The 20,102-nt window shown below is 29.8% G+C and carries 19 protein-coding genes; all 19 read left to right on the top strand.

What is annotated here, in order from left to right:
- The first annotated feature begins 13 nt into the window (after nt 1–13).
- The 19 genes from atpG (at nt 14) to SSYRP_RS00630 (ending at nt 20,067) form a co-directional block, all read left to right on the top strand.
- On the top strand, nt 14–868 hold the full coding sequence (atpG, locus tag SSYRP_RS00540; protein WP_016340365.1) for an ATP synthase F1 subunit gamma: 855 nt from the start codon (nt 14–16) through the stop codon (nt 866–868).
- A gap of 17 nt (nt 869–885) precedes the next feature.
- Nucleotides 886–2,283: a F0F1 ATP synthase subunit beta gene (gene atpD / locus SSYRP_RS00545; protein WP_016340366.1), complete on the top strand. Its 1,398-nt coding sequence runs from the start codon at nt 886–888 to the stop codon at nt 2,281–2,283.
- 6 nt (nt 2,284–2,289) lie between these two features.
- Nucleotides 2,290–2,553, top strand: a complete 264-nt coding sequence (locus SSYRP_RS00550; RefSeq protein WP_016340367.1) for a FoF1 ATP synthase subunit delta/epsilon — start codon at nt 2,290–2,292, stop codon at nt 2,551–2,553.
- Between the two features lie 92 nt (nt 2,554–2,645).
- Entirely contained in the window at nt 2,646–3,482 is an 837-nt protein-coding gene (locus SSYRP_RS00555; RefSeq protein WP_016340368.1) for an HAD family hydrolase, read from the top strand.
- Nucleotides 3,482–4,330 (top strand): Cof-type HAD-IIB family hydrolase, encoded by an 849-nt coding sequence (locus SSYRP_RS00560; protein WP_016340369.1) that lies wholly within the window; start codon nt 3,482–3,484, stop codon nt 4,328–4,330. The genes SSYRP_RS00555 and SSYRP_RS00560 overlap by 1 nt, the downstream gene beginning before the upstream one ends.
- A 108-nt stretch (nt 4,331–4,438) precedes the next feature.
- Nucleotides 4,439–6,979, top strand: coding sequence for a ribonuclease H1 domain-containing protein (locus tag SSYRP_RS00565; RefSeq protein WP_016340370.1), 2,541 nt, complete (start codon nt 4,439–4,441; stop codon nt 6,977–6,979).
- A gap of 87 nt (nt 6,980–7,066) precedes the next feature.
- Entirely contained in the window at nt 7,067–8,128 is a 1,062-nt protein-coding gene (locus SSYRP_RS00570; protein ID WP_016340371.1) for an alanine racemase, read from the top strand.
- A gap of 107 nt (nt 8,129–8,235) precedes the next feature.
- A complete protein-coding gene (gene secG / locus SSYRP_RS00575; protein WP_016340372.1) occupies nt 8,236–8,538 on the top strand; it encodes a preprotein translocase subunit SecG in 303 nt (100 codons plus the stop codon).
- 68 nt (nt 8,539–8,606) lie between these two features.
- Complete coding sequence (gene rnr / locus SSYRP_RS00580) at nt 8,607–10,724, top strand: ribonuclease R (RefSeq protein WP_016340373.1); 2,118 nt, start codon at nt 8,607–8,609, stop codon at nt 10,722–10,724.
- Between the two features lie 15 nt (nt 10,725–10,739).
- Nucleotides 10,740–11,189: an SsrA-binding protein SmpB gene (gene smpB, locus SSYRP_RS00585; protein ID WP_016340374.1), complete on the top strand. Its 450-nt coding sequence runs from the start codon at nt 10,740–10,742 to the stop codon at nt 11,187–11,189.
- 83 nt (nt 11,190–11,272) lie between these two features.
- Nucleotides 11,273–12,028, top strand: a complete 756-nt coding sequence (locus SSYRP_RS00590) for a hypothetical protein (RefSeq protein WP_016340375.1) — start codon at nt 11,273–11,275, stop codon at nt 12,026–12,028.
- An 88-nt stretch (nt 12,029–12,116) separates the two neighbouring features.
- On the top strand, nt 12,117–13,118 hold the full coding sequence (locus SSYRP_RS00595) for an alcohol dehydrogenase catalytic domain-containing protein (protein ID WP_016340376.1): 1,002 nt from the start codon (nt 12,117–12,119) through the stop codon (nt 13,116–13,118).
- Nucleotides 13,119–13,185: 67 nt separating this feature from the next.
- Complete coding sequence (gene ftsY, locus SSYRP_RS00600; protein WP_016340377.1) at nt 13,186–14,169, top strand: signal recognition particle-docking protein FtsY; 984 nt, start codon at nt 13,186–13,188, stop codon at nt 14,167–14,169.
- Between the two features lies 1 nt (nt 14,170).
- On the top strand, nt 14,171–14,491 hold the full coding sequence (gene ylxM, locus SSYRP_RS00605; protein ID WP_016340378.1) for a YlxM family DNA-binding protein: 321 nt from the start codon (nt 14,171–14,173) through the stop codon (nt 14,489–14,491).
- A gap of 12 nt (nt 14,492–14,503) precedes the next feature.
- Nucleotides 14,504–15,301: a TIGR00282 family metallophosphoesterase gene (locus tag SSYRP_RS00610; RefSeq protein WP_016340379.1), complete on the top strand. Its 798-nt coding sequence runs from the start codon at nt 14,504–14,506 to the stop codon at nt 15,299–15,301.
- Nucleotides 15,301–16,248 carry a hypothetical protein gene (locus tag SSYRP_RS00615; protein WP_016340380.1) on the top strand — a complete coding sequence of 316 codons (948 nt, stop codon included), beginning with the start codon at nt 15,301–15,303 and terminating at the stop codon, nt 16,246–16,248. Before SSYRP_RS00610 ends, SSYRP_RS00615 begins: the two co-directional genes overlap by 1 nt.
- A gap of 319 nt (nt 16,249–16,567) precedes the next feature.
- A complete protein-coding gene (gene metK / locus SSYRP_RS00620; RefSeq protein ID WP_016340381.1) occupies nt 16,568–17,716 on the top strand; it encodes a methionine adenosyltransferase in 1,149 nt (382 codons plus the stop codon).
- A 41-nt stretch (nt 17,717–17,757) separates the two neighbouring features.
- Nucleotides 17,758–18,588, top strand: a complete 831-nt coding sequence (locus SSYRP_RS00625) for a Cof-type HAD-IIB family hydrolase (protein ID WP_016340382.1) — start codon at nt 17,758–17,760, stop codon at nt 18,586–18,588.
- A gap of 15 nt (nt 18,589–18,603) precedes the next feature.
- A complete protein-coding gene (locus SSYRP_RS00630) occupies nt 18,604–20,067 on the top strand; it encodes an MFS transporter (RefSeq protein ID WP_016340383.1) in 1,464 nt (487 codons plus the stop codon).
- Nucleotides 20,068–20,102: the final 35 nt, after the last annotated feature.

Raw genomic sequence — 20,102 nt, forward strand, 5'->3', positions numbered from 1 at the left:
AGGAGGCAACAGGATGGCTGTCGGGAGTAGTTTAAAAAAAGAAATTGTTTCAATTAAGCAAATTGCAAAAATTACGGAAGCAATGAAATTAGTGGCAACAGCAAAATTAAAAAAAGCCGGAAAAAGAATTTCGACATCAAAACCATATTTTGCTGAATTGTATACAATTTTTCATGACATTATTAGTCAAACAGATAGTTCAATTTACCAAGAAAAAACTGGTCAGGTAAAAGACCAGAGAACTTGTTGAGTTATTGTTAATTCAAACTTAGGATTATGTGGGGGCTATAATGTTAATATTAATAAATTGGTTTTAAAGGAACTTAAACAAGGGGATTACATTATTGCAATTGGTACAAAAGCGGTTTCATTTTATGAAAATCATAATTTCAAAGTTGAAAAAATTTATGATGATATTGATATAAATTTTACTTATGATGAAGCACGTAATATTGCAATGGAAATCTTATCGCAGTTTAACCAAGGAACCTTTAATTGTATTAAAATTGCTTATACAAAATTTATTAATAATGTTACTTTTGAACCAACAATTTTGCAATTATTACCAATTGCTAAAAAACCACTTGGGGAAAATTCAAAAGAACGGGTATTAACCGAATTTGAACCAGACCCCCAAACAATTTTAGATAATGCTGTGCCGATGTACTTAAATGCAATCTTTTTTTCAACAATTGTTGAATCACAAGTTTCAGAACAAGCCTCACGGCGCGTGGCGATGGAAAATGCAACCGATAATGCCCATGATATGTTAGATGATTTATCATTAGAATATAACCGAAAACGCCAAGCAGCAATTACTCAAGAAATTTCGGAAATTATTGCCGGAGCTAATGCACAAGAAAGTTAAGAAGAGGGAAGAAAAAAATGGATAATAAAAACGGGAAAGTAGTACAGGTCTTAGGACCAGTTGTCGATGTCCACTTTAGTGAAGAGTATTTACCAAAATTATATAATGCCATTGAGTTAGATAATCATGGCGAAAAATTAGTCTTAGAAGTTGTTCAACATATTGGTGATGATATTGTCCGCACAATTGCGTTAGGACCAACAGAAGGATTAGTACGAGGGCTAGAAGTAATTGATACGAAAGCACCAATTACCGTTCCAGTTGGAGAAGAAGTATTGGGAAGAATGTTTAATGTTCTTGGTGATCCAATTGATGAAAAACCAGCCCCAAAAACAAAATTAACTCGGCCAATTCACCGCTTAGCACCAAGTTATGAAGAACAAGAACCCCTAGCTGGAATTCTAGAAACTGGAATTAAAGTTGTTGACTTATTAGTTCCATTTGCAAAAGGTGGTAAGATTGGGTTGTTTGGAGGAGCTGGAGTTGGTAAAACAGTTTTAGTTCAAGAGTTAATTAATAACGTTGCCAAAGCGCATGGAGGAATTTCTGTTTTTGCCGGAGTTGGAGAGCGTACAAGAGAAGGAAATGATTTATACTACGAAATGATTGAAGCTGGAGTTATTGATAAAACAGCTTTAGTTTTTGGTCAAATGAATGAAACACCTGGGGCTCGTATGCGTGTTGCTTTAACTGGTTTAACAATTGCCGAGTACTTCCGTGATGATAAAAATCAAGATGTGCTATTATTTATTGACAACATTTTCCGTTTTACCCAAGCGGGATCAGAAGTATCAGCCTTATTAGGGCGTATGCCTTCAGCGGTTGGGTACCAACCGACATTAGCAACAGAAATGGGAGCATTACAAGAACGAATTACTTCAACAAAAAAAGGAAGTATTACCTCAGTTCAAGCTGTTTATGTTCCTGCTGATGACTTAACTGACCCAGCGCCAGCAACAACCTTTACACACTTAGATGCTAAGGTTGTTCTAGACCGGGAAATTGCTGCGTTAGGAATTTATCCTGCCGTTGACCCATTAGGAAGTTCGTCACGGTTACTTGATCCATTAGTAATTGGGGATGAACATTATGATATTGCCCGTGGGGTGCAAGCAATTTTACAAAAATTTAAAGAATTACAATCAATTATTGCCATTCTAGGGATGGATGAATTGAGTGATGAAGATAAATTAGCAGTTGCTCGGGCTCGGAAAATCCGTAACTTCTTATCACAACCTTTCCATGTTGCTGAGAAGTTTTCAGGGAAAGCTGGGAAATATGTTCCTGTTGCTGAAACAATTCGTGGGTTTAAAGAAATTTTAGAGGGAAAATGTGATGATCTTCCTGAACAAGCCTTTCTATATGTTGGAACAATTGAAGAAGTTATTAAACAAGCAGAAAGTATGAAAAAATAATTTGTAATGAATAAAAAAATACTTTTAAAAATTACAACGCCACAAGGAATTATTGTCGATGAACCAGTTGATATTGTTACAGTTCGAATTTTAACAGGTTATATTGGGATTTTATATGGGCATGTTCCTTTGGTTTCAACAATTGTCCCATCAGAAATGCATTATAAAATTGATAATAAAGAATATCGCTTAAATATTTCCGGAGGAATTTTACAAGTTGAAAAAGAACAAGTAAAAATCCTTGCCGATGAAGTTAGTATGATTAAATAGAGTCTTGCAAAAAGACTTTTTTTATTGGAAAAAAGATGTTAAGTTTCGTTAAAAAAAGTTAAAATAAAGGAAATAGAAATGAGGATTATAAAATGATAAAAATGGTGATTTGCGATATTGATGGAACCTTAATTCGCAATGTTGATAAAGAAATTCCGGGGGCTAATGTTGCGGCATTAAAAAAACTACAAGAAAAAGGTATTTTAGTAACTTTAGCAACGGGAAGAGTGCCAGGGGCGTTACGAAAATATGCCCAAGAATTAAATATTACAAAAAATATTAATTATGTAATTGGGGCGAACGGGGGAGCAGTTTATAACATTGCCAATAATACTTTTGCCTATGATGAAAAAGCAACGCTAGAAGATACAAAATGAGCAATGGAATTGGTCAAAGAATTGGGAGCTGACTTTTATTTAGCTCCAATTGCTGAAAATCTAGCCTATGTTTCGAGCCAATATGTTTTAGACAATAATTTATTTTACTTTGATTATAAATTTTTAACAGCAAAAATTATTGATTGAAATAATATTCCTCAAATGCGTAAAGTTGTTGTGGCAACAAGTGATCACGAAAAACAAAACTGATTACGCCAACAAGTAGCGGTTAGTGAAACATTACGTACTGAAAAAACAGGATATGGTTATATTGAAATAATTCCTAAAAATGTTAATAAGTGAGAAGGGATTATTCGTCTCCTAGAAATTTTACGGGGAGAAGGAATTGATATTGCAACAGACGAAATTCTTTGTTTTGGTGATCAAATGAATGATTATGAAATGATTAAGAATGCAAAATATGGTGTGGCTTTAAGTAATGCGACGGCGGAATTAAAAGAAGTGGCTTGAAAAGTAACTGCTTTAGATAATAATAATGCCGGAATTGCTGATTTTTTGGAAAAAGAAATTTTTCCACACTTAGGGGAATAATGGAACTAAAGATTAACGAAGATTCAATTAAGGTTATTGTAACTGATATTGATGGGACGCTGCTAACAGATCAACGAACAGTTCTTCCAGCAACAGCAGAAATTTTAAAAAACCTTCAAGCCAACGATTATTTTGTCTCGATTGCTTCGGGGAGAATGCCAATGGGATTTAATGAATATAGTGAACTAATTGAAATTAAAAAATATGGAGGATATGTGATTGGGGCTAATGGCGCAATTATTTATGATTTGCAGAAAAACAAGACTGTTAAAAGGATTGTAATCCCCAAAAAAGCGATTAAAGCTGTCACCGATATTTTATTAGCTAATAATTGTAATTTTAATTTACTTTATCATCGTTCAAAAGTAATTTATTTTAGTGATAAGGATTATTTTAATAGTAAATTAACTCCGGGGGCTTTTTTAGACGGAGCTAAACGGGCAGTATTATTTAAGCCTCGACACTATCGAACTGGTTATAAGATTGTAATGTATGCACCAAGTGAAAAAGTCTTTGATAAAGTATTAGTTTTACTTAATGAAATCCCCGCAATTAAAGTTGAAAAATTATCAGCAACTAGCTGTGATATTGTCAGTTGCTATGCTAGCAAAAGTGAAGGGATTGTTAATTTATTAACAGTTTTAAATAAAAAATATCATTTAAAATTAACAAAAAATAATGTTCTGTATTTTGGGGATAATTATAATGATTTATCTGTTTTTAAAACCTTTCCCTATGCAATTGCGATGGAAAATTCTTCTCTGGAAGTTATAAAATTAGCATATGCTGTAACAAGTAGTAATAATGTTGGGGGCATTAGTGATTACTTAACAAAAATGATAAAGTAATTTTTAAATTTAATTTATTGTATAATTAAAGCAGACAAAAAATAATATTTATTTTTTAAATACTAGCATTATTATTTTATTAAAAAATAGAAAAAATGAGGTAATTTAATGGGTATTAAAAACATATTTTATGCAGTTAAGGTAGGCAAAACACCAGGGATTTATGCAACATGAGAAGAATGCAAAGCCCAAATTGAAGGCTTTAAAAAGGCAGAATATCAGCCGTTTTTTTCTCGTGATGCTGCAGAAAAATGGTTTAATAGCATTGTTCCAGTTCAATTAACCAGAAATGATAAAATTAAAGATTCTTCATTATCAATGATAAATTTAAGCGATAATGTTAAAGCAAGTATTTTAAAACCAGCTTCTGAAGAACAAACTAAAGTTTTAGAAGCTTTAGAAAATTATAATGTGAAAGTTCAAGCAGTTGCAGGTAGTGGTAAAACTACAACAGCCCTGCATATTGCTAAAAAATTTAAAGATAAACAAATCCTATTATTAACTTATAATCGTAAATTAATGGATGAGACAAAATTAAAAAAAGAAAAACTAGGGATAGATAATTTAGAAGTAAGAACTTTTCATTCCTTTGGGAAGAAATTTTTTAAAGAAAACTGTTATGATGATGAAGGAATTCATAACATTATTAAAAATAATTTACAGCCTAAAATTAATATTAATTTTGACTTAATTTTAATTGATGAATCACAAGATTTAACGCCGTTATTGTATGAATTTACTTGTAGAATTATCTCACTAAATAAACAAGATTTTAAGTTATGTATTTTAGGAGATAAAAACCAATCAATATATGAATATAATTTTGCAGATTCAAGATATTTGGAAAAGGCAGAATTATTATTTAAGTTTAATAAAAGAGATTGGAAAGAGTGTAATTTATCAGAAAGTTATCGTGTTAATAAAGAAACAACAGATTTTATTAATAATGTTTTTTATAATAAAATAATTATGAAATCAAATATTAAAAAACCAGAAGCTGTTGAATACATTGTTTGTAATTCTTTTGGTGATAAAGATCTGACAAAAAAGGTTATTGAAGCGGTTGAAAAATACGGGGCAGAAAATGTTTTTATTTTAGCATATTCTGTAAAATCAAAAAGTTCACCAGCTAAAAAATTGGCCAACAATTTATCAAGTCAAGGAATTTTAGTCTATACACCAAATAATGATGAAGAAAAATTAGATCAAGAAGAATTGAAGAACAAAGTAGTTTTTTCGTCTTTTCACCAAGCAAAAGGGTTAGAACGAAAAGTAGTTTTTGTATTAGGGTTTGACATAGCATTTTTTAAATATTATGCTAAAGAGCAAAACCCCTTGTTACCAAATAATATTTTATATGTAGCTTTATCAAGAGCTCTTGAAAAGTTATTTATTGTCCATCATTATGAAAATGGACCGTTACCCTTTTTACAAAAAGATAGAATTAAGGATTTTGCCAAATTTTCTATTTATGGAGGAGAAACTATTGAAGCTAAATTTAACGAAGCTTTTAAAAAAGAATTTAAGGGCCTTGAAGTTACTGAAGCAAGTCCAACAATTAGCGTAACAAAATTAATTAAGAATCTAAATAGTAAAATTATTACTGCTGTAAAAGATAAAATTAAAAATACTATTTTAATTAATAATGATCAAGGTTTATTTACAACAATTCGCAATACCCTAGAATTAAAAAGTAAAAAGGGAATTCAGTATAGGGAGAATGTTTCAAGCATTACAGGTCAAGCGGCTTTGATTTATTATCAAAAACAAATTACTCCTTCAGGAAATATTATTGCCCCACTACAAATACTAGATTCACAAATTAAAAATAATTTTGAATATTTAAAAAAAGAATTACCTGTTTTAATAAAACATGCTGATTTTATTACAAAATTAATTAATCAAGACAAATGGATAGCGCAAGACATTCTATATCTGTCAGCGATATGAAATACTTATCTTGAAATGTATAGTGTTAAATTAACACAAATCCCAGAAGAAAAATTTAATTGAATTAGTGATGCTGAGTTTAATAAAATTACCAAATTAATTGATGATCAAGTTGGGAAAAATCTTATTTTTGAAAAAAAATTCTCAGTGCAAGGGGATGACAAACAAAATAAAGAACTTTTGGGAAAAGAATTAGTTGGTTTTGTTGACTGTATTGATTTAGACCAAAATGCTGTTTTTGAATTTAAATTTGTTAATGAAATTAAACCAGAACATTTTTTACAAGTCGTTTTATATAAATATTTAATTGAAAATTCACCTGAATATAAAGGTAAAAATTTTAGATATTTCTTATATAATATTAAGAAAAATCAAAAATATGAAATTGAAATTAGTGATGATGATTTAATTGAAATTGTCGGGGATTTATTTCAAAATAAGTTTAATAGTAAGATTAATTGAAGTGATAAAGAATTTATTGAAAATGCTAATTTGATAATGAAAAAATATCTAGAATCATCTGAAGAAAATTGAATTAAAACTCAATTAGTAACACGATATAAAGATTATTTTGAAAATAGTATTATTTGTAAAACCTGCCACCAATTGTTAGATGAAAACAATAAAATGGAAATTATTTTAAATAATATTAGTTTAACGGATGAAGTTTGTGCCCAGTGCTATAATAATTTAAATTAGTAGTTTGCATTAAAATTATTAATAGATTATAATCGTACAAATATCACATTAGATTAAAATATCATGTTGAGAGAGGAAAAAAAAGAAATGTATCCAAAAATAACTGTAAATCAAAAAAATATTGTTAGTAATTTAAAAAAATTACAGGAAGCGTGTCAAAGTCGTAATCTTGATTTAGTTGGAGTTGTAAAGCTAGTGGCAGGTAATTTAGATGTTATTAATTTTTTGGTTAATAATGGTTTGAATTATTTAGGTGATTCTCGAATTGCTAATTTAAAGAAAATGGTAAATGTTGATGCTAAAAAAATGTTGCTAAGAATTCCAATGCCCAGTGAAGTTGATGATGTTATTAAATATTCAGATATTTGCTTAATTTCTGAATTATCAACATTAGAATTATTAGAACAAGCAGCAAAGCAACAGAATAAAAATTATGAAGTAATTTTAATGATTGAATTGGGTGATATTCGGGAAGGAATTTGAGATTTAGCCGTTATCAATCAAACAGTGGCAAGAGTAAGTGAATTTGAAAAAGTTAAATTAGTTGGATTGGGAACTAATTTTGCCTGCTTTGGGGCGACAGTTCCAGAATTAAGTAAATTACAAAAATTGGATGACTTAAGACAAACATTAGAAGAACAATTCAAAATTAAATTACCAATTATTAGTTGTGGTAATTCTTCACATATTTCAATTTGAGATGATCCGAAAATGCCAAAAGGAATTAATCAAATTCGTAGTGGTTCAGCGTTGCTATGTGGAATTGGATTAAATGATGAACCAATACCTTTTTTACAACAAAATAATTTTAAATTACAAGCAGAAATTATTGAATTGCAACAAAAGCCAAGTGCTAGTTGAGGAAAAAAAGGTTTGAATGCTTTTGGTGAAGAAATTCAATTTGAAGATATTGGGATTCGTAAAAAGGCGATTATTGCTTTAGGACGTCAAGATGTTGGATTTGAACGATTAGTACCAATTGATAAAAGCATCCAAGTTATTGGCCAATCAAGTGATCATACTATTCTTGATTTAACAAATTGTAATAGTGATTTAAAAGTTGGCGATATTGTTGAATTTGATTTAGATTATTTAGCAATTTTGAATTGTTTTACAAGTGAGTATGTCACAAAAGAAGTTATTAAATAACTGTAAATGAGGGATAATAGTTTCAGAAAAGTTTCTTGATTTAGTATTTTTTATTTAAAATTTATAGTAATATTATTATAGTATTTGATAAAGGAAGGATAATTACAATGAATTTTAGTACTCAAATGTTCCTAGCTATTGCTGATCGTGAAGCTGCCAATATTACCATCTATGTCTTTGAAATTATTGCTTTAGTTATTTCAATTGTAATGATTGTAATAGGCTTATTGCAAAATAAAAAAGCCCAAACAGGTCTTAGTGCCTTAAATGGGGGTAATGATGAATTATTTGCTAACACAAAAGAAAGAGGGCTAGATCGAACACTGTCAATTTTTATGTTAAGCTTTGGAATTTCTTTATTTGTAGTTACCTTAATTATTGCGCTACTAACGCATATTTTATTAAAATAAGTTGAAAGAATATTTGCAAAGAGATTACCTAGTCTCTTTTTTACTTTGCGGGAGGGCGTTGGTTAAAAATGAAAGAAAAAATTATTAGGGTTTTAAAAGAACAAAAAAGAGCTTTAAGTTCAATTGAAATTGCCGAGTTTTTACAATTAAATAATATTGATGAGACAAAAACATTATTAAAAACATTGGTGGAGATGGAAAATGAACATCTTATTTTAGTTAATAATAATAACAGTTTTTCTTATTTAGATCCGCAAATATATTTGACAGGTGTTGTTTTAATTAATAAAAAAGGTTTTGGGTTTGTTCGGATTAATAATCAACAAGAAGAATACTATGTTGGTCAAAAAGATTTAAAAGATGCATTAGATAATGATGAAGTTATTTTTCGTTTAAAAAAGAATAATAACCTTGATAAAAGTAAAAAAGTTGAGGCAGAAATTGTTAAAGTAATTAAGCGAAAAACAGAATATGTTGTTGGAGTAATTCGAAAAAATAAAGAAAATCAACAGAGCTTAGAAATTCTAAATGCAAAATTGCAACAATATCGTGGTGTAATTATTAATCCAGAACAATATTCAGAAAATGAAATTGTCAAAGGGGTAATCACTAATTTTAGTCCGAAAAAAAATATTATTGAGGTTAAAGTAACCGAAATTATTGGAAATTTAAATCAGCCAGGCGCTGATATTTTGGCTGTTCTTTATGAATTTAATATTAAAACACATTTTGAACCACAAGTGCTAGAAGAAGCTAACCATGTCGCAAGTTTTCTAGCTGCCCCAGAAGAATTGACTTGTCGCCGTGATTTAACGAAAGATATTATTGTTACAATTGATGGTGATGATGCGAAAGACTTAGATGATGCTATTAGTGTTACTAAAACAGCAAATGATACTTATCTCTTAAAAGTAGCAATTGCCGATGTTGCCCATTATGTTAAAGAAAACAAAATGCTGGACCAAGAGGCGTTAAGCCGTGGTTGCTCAGTTTATTTAATTGACCGGGTTGTGCCAATGTTACCAGAAAAATTAAGTAATGGGGTTTGTTCATTAAACCCAAATGAAATTAGATTGGTAATGTGTTGTGAAATGGAAATTTCACGCGAAGGAAAAGTTTTAAATTCAGAAATTTATGAAGGGTATATTAAAACAAAAGCGCGTTTAACTTATAATAATGTTAATAAGTTTTTTAATGATCAACCAACTGAAATTAGTATCGAAGTGCAAGGAATGCTAAAAGTAGCACGAGAATTATACCAAGTTTTAGCGCGGCGAAAACATAATGATGGATCACTTGATTTTGATTTAGATGAACCAAAATTTATTACCAATGAAAGTGGTAAAATTGAGGCAATTGTTCCCCGTGAACGTGGTGAAGCAGAAAAATTAATTGAAAGCTTTATGATTCGCGCAAATGAAACAGTCGCGGAAACAATTTTTTGAATGGATTTACCCTTTGTTTATCGTGTCCATCAACAACCAAAAGAGAAAAAACTACGAGACTTATATGAACAGTTATCATTATTAGGATTAAATATTAAAGGAAAATTGGAAAATATTCATGCGAAAGATATTCAAACAATTTTAGAAAAATTAAAGAACTATGATAATTTTAAGGTCTTATCAGCTTTATTTTTAAGAAGTATGGAGAAGGCCCGTTATAGTCCAGTTAATGATGGCCACTTTGGGTTAGCATCAACATGTTATACTCATTTTACTTCGCCAATTCGCCGTTATCCAGATTTACTAGTGCACCGCTTACTAAAACAATATTTATTACGTCATCAAGTTGGGGCTAAAATTCTTGAAGATACACGTAAAGTTGTTAGTTTTGCCAGTGAACAATCAACAATTTGTGAACAAAAAGCGATGGATTGTGAACGGGAAGTGAACAAGATGAAAGAAGCCGAATATATGGAAGACAAAATTGGCAATCATTATTGAGGGATTGTTTCAGGAGTTACCGGGTTTGGAATCTTTGTGGAATTAGAAAATACAATTGAAGGGTTAGTTCATATTCGTGATTTAAAAGGTGATTATTATCGTTTTGATGAGAAAACTTTAAAATTAATTGGTGAACATACACGGAAAGAATATTTTTTAGGACAAAAATTAAAAATTAAAGTTAAAAATGCGAATAAAAAATTACGCCAAATTGATTTTGAACTAGTTCGTGGTAAATAACAGGAGGGAAGTAAGATGTATATTATTACAGTTAATAAAAAAGCCCGTTTTAATTATGAAATCTTTGAAACATTTGAAGCTGGTCTTGTCTTAACAGGTAGTGAAATTAAATCAATTCGTAATAATGAAGCATCAATTAATGAAGCATTTGTTATTTTGAAAAAAAATGAAGCATATATTATTAATATGGTTATTGCTAAATATAAATTTGCCACGTCTTATGTCCCTGATGCTGACCGCACGCGGAAATTATTATTGCATCGCCGAGAAATTAAAAAGATTATGCAAAAAATAAAATTAGAAAAACTAACTGTTATCCCCTTAAAATTATATTTTAAACATAATTATGTCAAAGTTGAGATTGGTTTAGCACGGGGGAAAAAATTATTTGATAAACGTGAAGCAATTAAAGAACGGGATAATGAACGTTATCGCTTACAACAAAATAAAACCCGGGGACGATAAGTCTTTAGTAATTATAAATAAAGGATTTATTTAGGCTTCGGAATGTAGTATAATATATAGAGAAACTTTAGGAGATAGTCTTAATGCATTGGAATCCAGATCAAACGATAGAAATTTTAAAAGAACATGTTTATAGTAAAGATAAATTAGATGAGTACCGTAACCGGGTAGCACTTTCTAATATTGAATTACCATCTTTTTATACTCGTGAAAATCCAGAACAGTCATTTTCTTCAATTGTTGTGCGCTTAATTAATCGCAAAGAATTAAAAAAGTTTTATTCACAACCAGAAGATGCCTGAATTTTTGAAAGTATTGATGAGATTATTACTAAAGCTTTACAAGAATCAGATAAATTAGTTGGTTTTAAACGTCATCAAGATATTTATTTAGCATTATATAGTGATCAGGGGCAATTAGATTATTTAATTGATATAATCAGTTACATTAATACAACAATTAAAATTATTAATTATAGTTTATATGAAAAATATAATGCTGCCAAAGAAATAAAAATTGCAATTGGGGCAGCAAATGATCCATCGCTTGAAATGATTAGCGAATTAGAAGAAGAATTTTTAGTGCCCTTTGATCAAACTACTAAAACTGATTGTGTTTTATTAGCGGAAAACTATGCGGCGGAAGTTGTTATGTTTAATAATTTAGCGTTTTGTACTGATGCCTGACTATTTAAAAATATTTCTTTTGAAAAACAAGAACAAATTCGTAAAAATGCTCGTCAGTATTTTAGTATTAAAATGCCACGTCAAAAACTATTTTCTGATTTAATTGATTTAGAAATAAAAGAGAAAATTGAAAAGGGAACATTAACTTTTTAAGAAATGTTAATTTCCTTTTTTTCTTTTTGCTAATTTATGCTATGATAAAAGCACAAATTATTATATGAAAAGAAAGGTTTATGAAAAAATGAAAGCATTAGTTTATCGTAAAAAAGGCGAAATTGAGTGAGCGGAAGTTGCTAACCCAGAAATTATTAACCCAACAGATATTATTGTTAAAGTAGAAGGGTTTACTTTTTCCCACGCTGACTATCGCCCATATCTTGGTGAAGATGATAGTGTTAAAGCAAATACAATTATGGGTCATGAAGCAGTTGGGGTAATTAGTGCCGTTGGGAACGCTGTTACAACTTTAAAAATTGGCGATCGTGTTGCTGTTGGATGTATTATTCACTGTAATAATTGTTCTGACTGTGCTAGCCAAAATTATGCTAATTGTCAAAATGGGGGCTTTATTTTAGGAACATCAGAAAATGGAACCCACGCTGAGTATGTTCGTGTCCCATATGGAGAAAATAGTGTTATTAAAATTCCTACTAATTTAGCATTAGAAGATGTAGTGATGTTAAGTGATGTCTTACCAACTGCTTATGAAAATGTTATTAAAAAAGTTGATTTTACAAAAGTTAAAACAGCAGCAATTATTGGGGATGGGCCAATTGGCTTATCAACATTCTTATTTTTAATAAATAACAAAGTTAAAGTTGATATTTATGGTCACCACCAAGTAAAATTGGATTTCTTTAAAGCCAATGGGGCTTACGAAACATTTACCACAATTGATGAAACTAATCAGAAAAAATATGATTTAGTTGTTGAATGTGTAGGTAATGATCGCGGAACATTTGAAGCAGCCCAACAATTATTGGGATTTAATGGGATGTTAATTACTATTGGTGTTTTTAAAAACCCAGTTAAATTCTTCCTTAATGAATTATGGTATCAAAATATTACAATTCATACCGGAATTTTAAATGTTTATACTTTACCAGAGTTATTAGCTAAAATTGAAAGCCAAGAAATTGCTCCACACAAAATTGTCAGTCAGGTTTATGGTAAGGATGATGTTTTAACAGCCTACCATGCTTTTAAAAATAAAGATTTATTTAAAATAGTTGTTAAATTATAATTTAACAACTATTTTATTGTTATAATTTAATTACAATAATTTTATTAAATAGAATAGGATGATAATTATGGCTTTTTTTCAAAAACTAAAAGAACGTCGCGAAGAAAAAAAACAACAAAAATTAGAAAAGGCCTTACAAAAAACAAGGTTATCTTTTTCCTCTAATATTAAGAAACTAGCTAGCAAATATAAAACTTATGATGATGCTTATTTAGAAGAGTTAGAAGAAATTTTAATTACAAGTGATATGGGAATTAATATGACCTTGCAAATTACTGATGCAATTCGCAAAAAGGTACAAAAAGGTTGGAGTATTGATGAAACAAATGATTATTTAGTGAAAGTAATCATGGATTTGTATGATGACCCAAAAAGTAAACAAAATAAATTAAATATTAAAGATAATCGACTAAATGTTATTTTAATGGTTGGTGTTAATGGGGCTGGTAAAACAACAACAATATCAAAATTAACTCAGCAGTTTATGAAAGAAAATAAAAAAGTTTTATTAGTGGCAGGGGATACCTTCCGAGCTGGGGCGGTAGAACAATTAAACCAATGAGCCCAACGATTAAAGACTGAAATTGTTACACCAAATAAAGTTGGCCAAGATCCAGCTAGTGTAATTTTTGATGGTATTACAAAGGCCAAAGCAGAAAACTATGATATTGTAATCATTGATACAGCTGGAAGATTACAAAATAAAGTTAATTTAATGAATGAATTAGAAAAAATTAATCGAATTATTAAAAGAGCAATTCCGGATGCTCCCCATGAAACATTATTAGTAATTGATGCTGTTACTGGTCAAAATGGTGTTTCGCAAGCAAAAACTTTTTCAGAAGTAACTGATGTAACAGGGATTGTTTTAACTAAAATGGATGGGACAGCCAAAGGTGGTGTTGTCTTGGCAATTAAAGATCAATTAAATATTCCAGTTAAATTAATTGGGTTAGGTGAACAACCAGATGATTTACAAGAATTTGACATTGAACAATATATTTATAATTTAACAAAAGACTTATTTTTAGATGAAGATGAAGAGGACTAAGATGAAAGATTTAGAAAAATCAAATCACCTAGTGATGTTGTATGAGTTATATCATCAATTGTTAACAGAAAAACAACAAAATTATTTTGAACAATATTTCTTTGATGATTATTCTTTAAGTGAAATTGCTGATGAAAAAGGGGTTAGCCGTAATGCTGTTTATGATTCATTGTTAAAAATTACAGTTGCCTTAAATAAATTTGAAAATGGACTACACTTATTAAAAAAACAACAGCAACGTGATGAAATATATCAGAAATTTAAAAATATGGCAGAATATGAGAAAATCATTTTGGAATTACAAGCCATTGATAGTGAATAGGAGAAAACAGGAATGAAAGTTTTAATGATTGGAGATATTTTTGCCCGTGCGGGAAGAATAGTTGTCTCAAAAGTTTTACCACAGTTAGTGCAAGAATATCAAATTGATTTAGTTGTGGCTAATGCGGAAAATGTGACCCACGGTAAATCAATTTTACGTCAACATTATGATGAACTAAAAGATATCGGAGTTAGTGTTTTTACTTCAGGTAATCATATTTTTAAGAATAGTGAAGTTAGTAAATATATTGATGAAGTTGGCGACTTGTTAAAACCTGCTAACATGAGTTTATATACACCTGGACCAGGGACAGTTGTTGTAACAGTAAATAATAAAACAGTCCGGGTAACTAACTTAATGGGACGTAGTTTTATGGATCATGTTGATAATCCATATCCAATTTTTGAAGAAATTATTGCTAATGATAATTGTGATATTCATTTAGTTGACTTTCATGCTGAAGCAAGTGCCGAAAAATTAGCATTTGCTTGAAATTTTGATGGTAAAATTACGGCTTTAGTTGGTACTCATACCCATGTTCAAACAACGGATAATCGTATTTTACCAAAAGGGACAGCCTATATTACCGATTTGGGAATGTGTGGTAGTTTTAACTCAATCATTGGGGCAAAACCAGAAGAAGTTATTACAAAGGAAAAAACAGGCTTACCAGCTCGCTTTACTCCTTCCGAAGATTTATCGGATTTAATTTTTTCAGGGGTTGTGATTACAATTAATGAAGATAATAATAAAGCTGAAAAAATTGAGCGAATTCTAATTCATTTACATGATGATGAGGATTACCACTAATGAAAAATTTATTAATTAATGGCTATTTATGGGCAATTATTTTAGCTGTTGTAATTTTCATATTATTAATTTATTTAATTTGAAGATTCCGTTTGTTTTTTGGTAAAAAACGCAAAGAACAAGATTTACAATTACCAGAATATATTAAAGATAAGTGATTTATTGCCAGCGATCACTACCAATTAGCGACCTTAGGAACAATTACAGCTGATACAAAAACAATTATTTTGGCAGTGCATGATATTTATGGCAAAAAAGAAGATTTTCAATCCCTTGTTAATAATAAACAATTACAAACAGGAACAGCAGTTATTACATTTGATCAGCGAATACTGGTAACAAAAGATGGAATAAAAATTCAAGATTTGGGAATGTTAATTAAAGATATTAATGATGCCTTATTGGCTTTAAGTAATAAATATGAAGACAAAAAAATAGTTTTATTATTAGAGGGTTATTGCTGCTTTCTGGGTCAAACAATTCTTAAAAAGAATAAATTTATAAAGGGTCTAATTTTATTAAATCCAGTTACTAATAAAAAAGTAATTAAGTTTTCACTCGCAAGTAAAATTGCTTTAGTCTGAGGTTTCTTCTTTAATAGCCGCTTAACAATTAATGTTAAAATTGATTATAAAGTGTTTACTAATAACGAAGAATTTTTAACTGCAAGGGCCAAAGAACCAAATCGTTATTATCTAAATCAAATTTTACGGTTTCACCGTAAAAATGTCTATTTAGCAAAAGAGTTTAATGCTTTACAAATTCCCACGTTGCTAATTACAAATACTAATAATCGGTTTTATCAAGCAAAAGAACTTATGAAAGTTAAAAATCCGAACGTTGAAGTTTTCTTAACAAAAGAGGAATACCAATATTTATTTGCAAATAATAATGGGAAAAACAATCAGCAAGCAATTATGGAAAAGATGGGAGAGTATCTTAAATAAAAAATCAGGTTCCCCCGATTTTTTATTTAAATTTATTAAAATATTTTAAAGTTACTTTTTTCTTTTTTTAATTTTACGATATAATTAATTTGTTGTTTTATGACAACTAAACTTATTTTGAAGTGGTTAGTATGCTAAACGATGATCCACTAGCAACCCTATATTTAGAAGGTGCTTTTAGCAGGGCGATATGATTGCTATCAATAAGACTTATTAGTTGGATTCTACGAAAAAGAAAAACCCTAATTATAATGCTTAAGAATCATATTTAGTCCACATTATTATTTAATGTGGTTTTTATTTTAGAAAGGAAAATGATATGGAAAATAAAATTTTGTTTACCTCAGAATCTGTTTCAGCGGGTCACCCTGATAAAATTTGTGACCAAATTTCAGATGCAATTTTAGATGAATGTTTACGCCAAGACCCCAATGCTCGTGTCGCATGTGAATGTTTTATTACTTCTAATTTTTTACTAATTGGGGGAGAAATTACAACAACCGCAAAAGTTGATTATGCCCAAATTGCAAGAAAGGTCTTAACCGAAATAGGTTATGACAATGATGAGTGAGGAATTGATGGCAATAATTGTGAAATTAAAGTATTAGTTAACACCCAATCACCTGATATTTCCCTTGGTGTTGATCGTTTTGGGGCTGGAGACCAAGGAATTATGTTTGGTTATGCAACAAATGAATCAGTTAATTATATGCCGTTAGCAATTTCGATTGCCCATGATTTAGTTCGTCGCGCTAGTGAATTACGGTTAAAGAAAGAATTTATTGGGGCTCGTCCAGACATGAAATCGCAAGTAACATTAGATTTAACAGATCCTCATCATCCAGTGATTGATACGATATTAATGTCAATTCAGCATGATGATGATCTTGATGAAGGAGCTTTTAAAAACTATATTCAAGAAAATATTATGAAACCAGTCGTTAATGATTATCACTTAAATTTGGATTTCAGAGTATTAATTAATCCAACTGGTCGCTTTGTAATTGGAGGACCAAAAGGGGATACTGGCTTAACTGGCCGCAAAATTATTGTTGATACTTATGGTGGTAGTGCTCGTCATGGTGGAGGGGCTTTTTCTGGAAAAGATGCAACAAAAGTTGATCGTAGTGGAGCATATATGGCCCGTTATGTTGCTAAAAATATTGTTGCCGCTGGGTTAGCTGATCGTTGTGAAATTCAATTATCATATGCGATTGGAATTTCAGAACCAATTTCAATTTTTGTTGAAACATTTGGCACAAATCGTGTTCCTAACGATACGATTCTTTTAGCAATTAAGGAAAATTTTGATTTCCGTCCCCAGCAAATGGTTACAAAATTGCACTTAAATAAACCAATTTATCGTCAAACAGCGGTATATGGTCATTTTGGCCGCGGTCATCAAGAATTGCCGTGAGAACAATTAGATAAAATTCATGATTTAGCAAAATATCTATCTTTTGAATAGTTTTTTCGTTATACTGATAGAAAGAAACAAGGAGTAAAGTGATGCAAAAATACAAGTTAATTGCCTTAGACTTAGATGGAACAACAGTTAAAAGTCACAATAAAATTTCAAAAAAAAATCAACGTACAATTAAGTGAGCATTAGAAAATGATATTAAAGTTGTTATTGCAACAGGGCGTAGTTTAGGGGCTATGCGTAAAGTTATTAAAAAACTTAATTTAGCTGAATATAATATGCCTGTTGTTAGTTTTAATGGGTCAGTTATTTATGATGTTAAAAATGATAAAATTATTAAACATAATTATTTTGAAACACAAGAAGCAGTTACTTTTTTTGAGCAAGCAAAAAAAGACAAAGTATCATTATGAGCATATTCTGTTGCAAATGATAAGTTAGCATATATCAATAATAAAAGTAGTTTAATGGTTAAATGAATGAGTTTTCATACTCGTCGGAAAACAAAACTTTTTTCACAAGTTGAAAATTTTAATGATCAAATTTATAAATTTGTTATTAGTGGAAAAAAAGCAAATGTTCTATCATTTCGCAAAACAATTGAAAATAATTTTGAATGTAACGTTTTTGATTGGTCTTATGTTTCAAAAAGTAATTTAAATTTAGAAATTTGTCCGGTGACAAGTGATAAAAAACATGCGTTAGAATTTATTGCGAAGAAATATAATATTGCCCCCGAAGAAGTAATTGCAATGGGTGATGGTTCAAATGATATTGAAATGTTAAAATGAGCAGGTTTAGGAATTGCGATGGGAAATGCTAAGAAACAAGTAAAAGCAATTGCCAATGATGTCACTGCTCATCATAAAAAATCAGGGGTTGCAAAAGCAATCGAAAAACACGTTAAAGTTAAATAATGGTTATTAATATAAATGAGTAATTGAGATAGTTTAATTTTATTTCCGCTTGTTTCGCTTTTTTTAGTTGTCGGATATTTTATTGTGTTAGGGAAAAGAAGGTTTAATCAATTCCAACAATGAATTTTTATTTTACAACATTTTGCTTTTTGATTAGCTTTATCAATTGTTTTAAACTTAAATTATAATTTTATTAGTTTTGATATTTTAAAAAACATCACTAATTTTGGTTTAATTTTATTAGTTAGTAGTTTATTCTATGCCGCAATTTTTTTTATTCCGGCTTCTTGAATTACAGGGTTATTAAAATCACGGAAAGTTTGGTTTTATTGTTCATATTTTTTGCTTGCCGTTGCCATTATTTCGCTCTTAGTTTTTCCAAAAAACTTGGGAGCCTTAATTTTTGCTGCGCTAGCTTTTGGGTTTGGAATTTCGACAAATTCATTATGATTTTTATTTTTTAATGAACAGTTTTTACAACAAAGTAATCCGTTTTTAACATCAGCTAGTGTTTTACCCGCGGTTGGATTAGCTGGTATGACGGGGAATAGCATTTTTTTAGGATTAAAAGGAACTATTACAAATCAGACAACTTTTCATTCAGTAGTTTTCTCGATAATGCTAGCGGTATTATTAATTTCATTTAGCTGTAGTTTTTTTATCAAAGAAAAAAAATTATATCTTGGGGCTTTTGATACAAAAACTTTAGCTGTGATTAGTCCGTTTAAATGAAGTAAGGTTTGAATTATTCTGCTATTAATTTTTATTGTCGCAATTTTGCGCGAACTTAGTCAAGGTGATCTATTAAACCTAATAATTGTTCAGAATTTAAATAAACGCGGCTTTGGTTTCGAAGCTATTCAACGTTTTATTCATTTTTCCCAACAAATCTGATGAATTGGTCAGGGCTTAGGGGCAATTCTTATTTATCCGTTAGTGGTTAAAAAATTTGGGATTAAAAATAGCTTAGTTGGGGCCTTTGCCATTTGAGCTGGTTACTTTCTTTTAATTGGGACAGTTCAAATTGCAGAATTATATTTGGTATTACAAATTTTAAATGGCTTTGTTTTAGGAGCGTTATTAGGGATTTTATTTAGTTTAATTATTATGTGGAATTCGCGTGTTAAAAATCGACCAATTACTGGTTTTTTCTCAGCAATTAATGCTTTTAGTGGCTTTATTGTTCAATTTGGGCTTCATAGTGCGGTTTTAAAACAAATTGGGATTTTTAATGGGGTTGCCATTGATTGAAATATGCCAATTGTTAACTTTAATCTTGAAATGTTAAAAACAACAGTTATTATTTTGTTTGTTACTTTAGCGGGGATTAGTATTTTATTGGTAGGATTAGTTTATTTTACCGGCAATTATATCAGTGGGGAATTTGCAAACCAAAAAAACTTTGACGATAATGTTAAGGTATTGATGAAACAATGAAATGATAAGATTCCACAACTTAATAAACTCAACAATAATTAATTATTATTTTAAATATTTATAAAAAACAAAAAAAT

This window comes from Spiroplasma syrphidicola EA-1 (genome assembly GCF_000400955.1).
GTDB lineage: Bacteria > Bacillota_I > Bacilli_A > Mycoplasmatales > Mycoplasmataceae > Spiroplasma > Spiroplasma syrphidicola.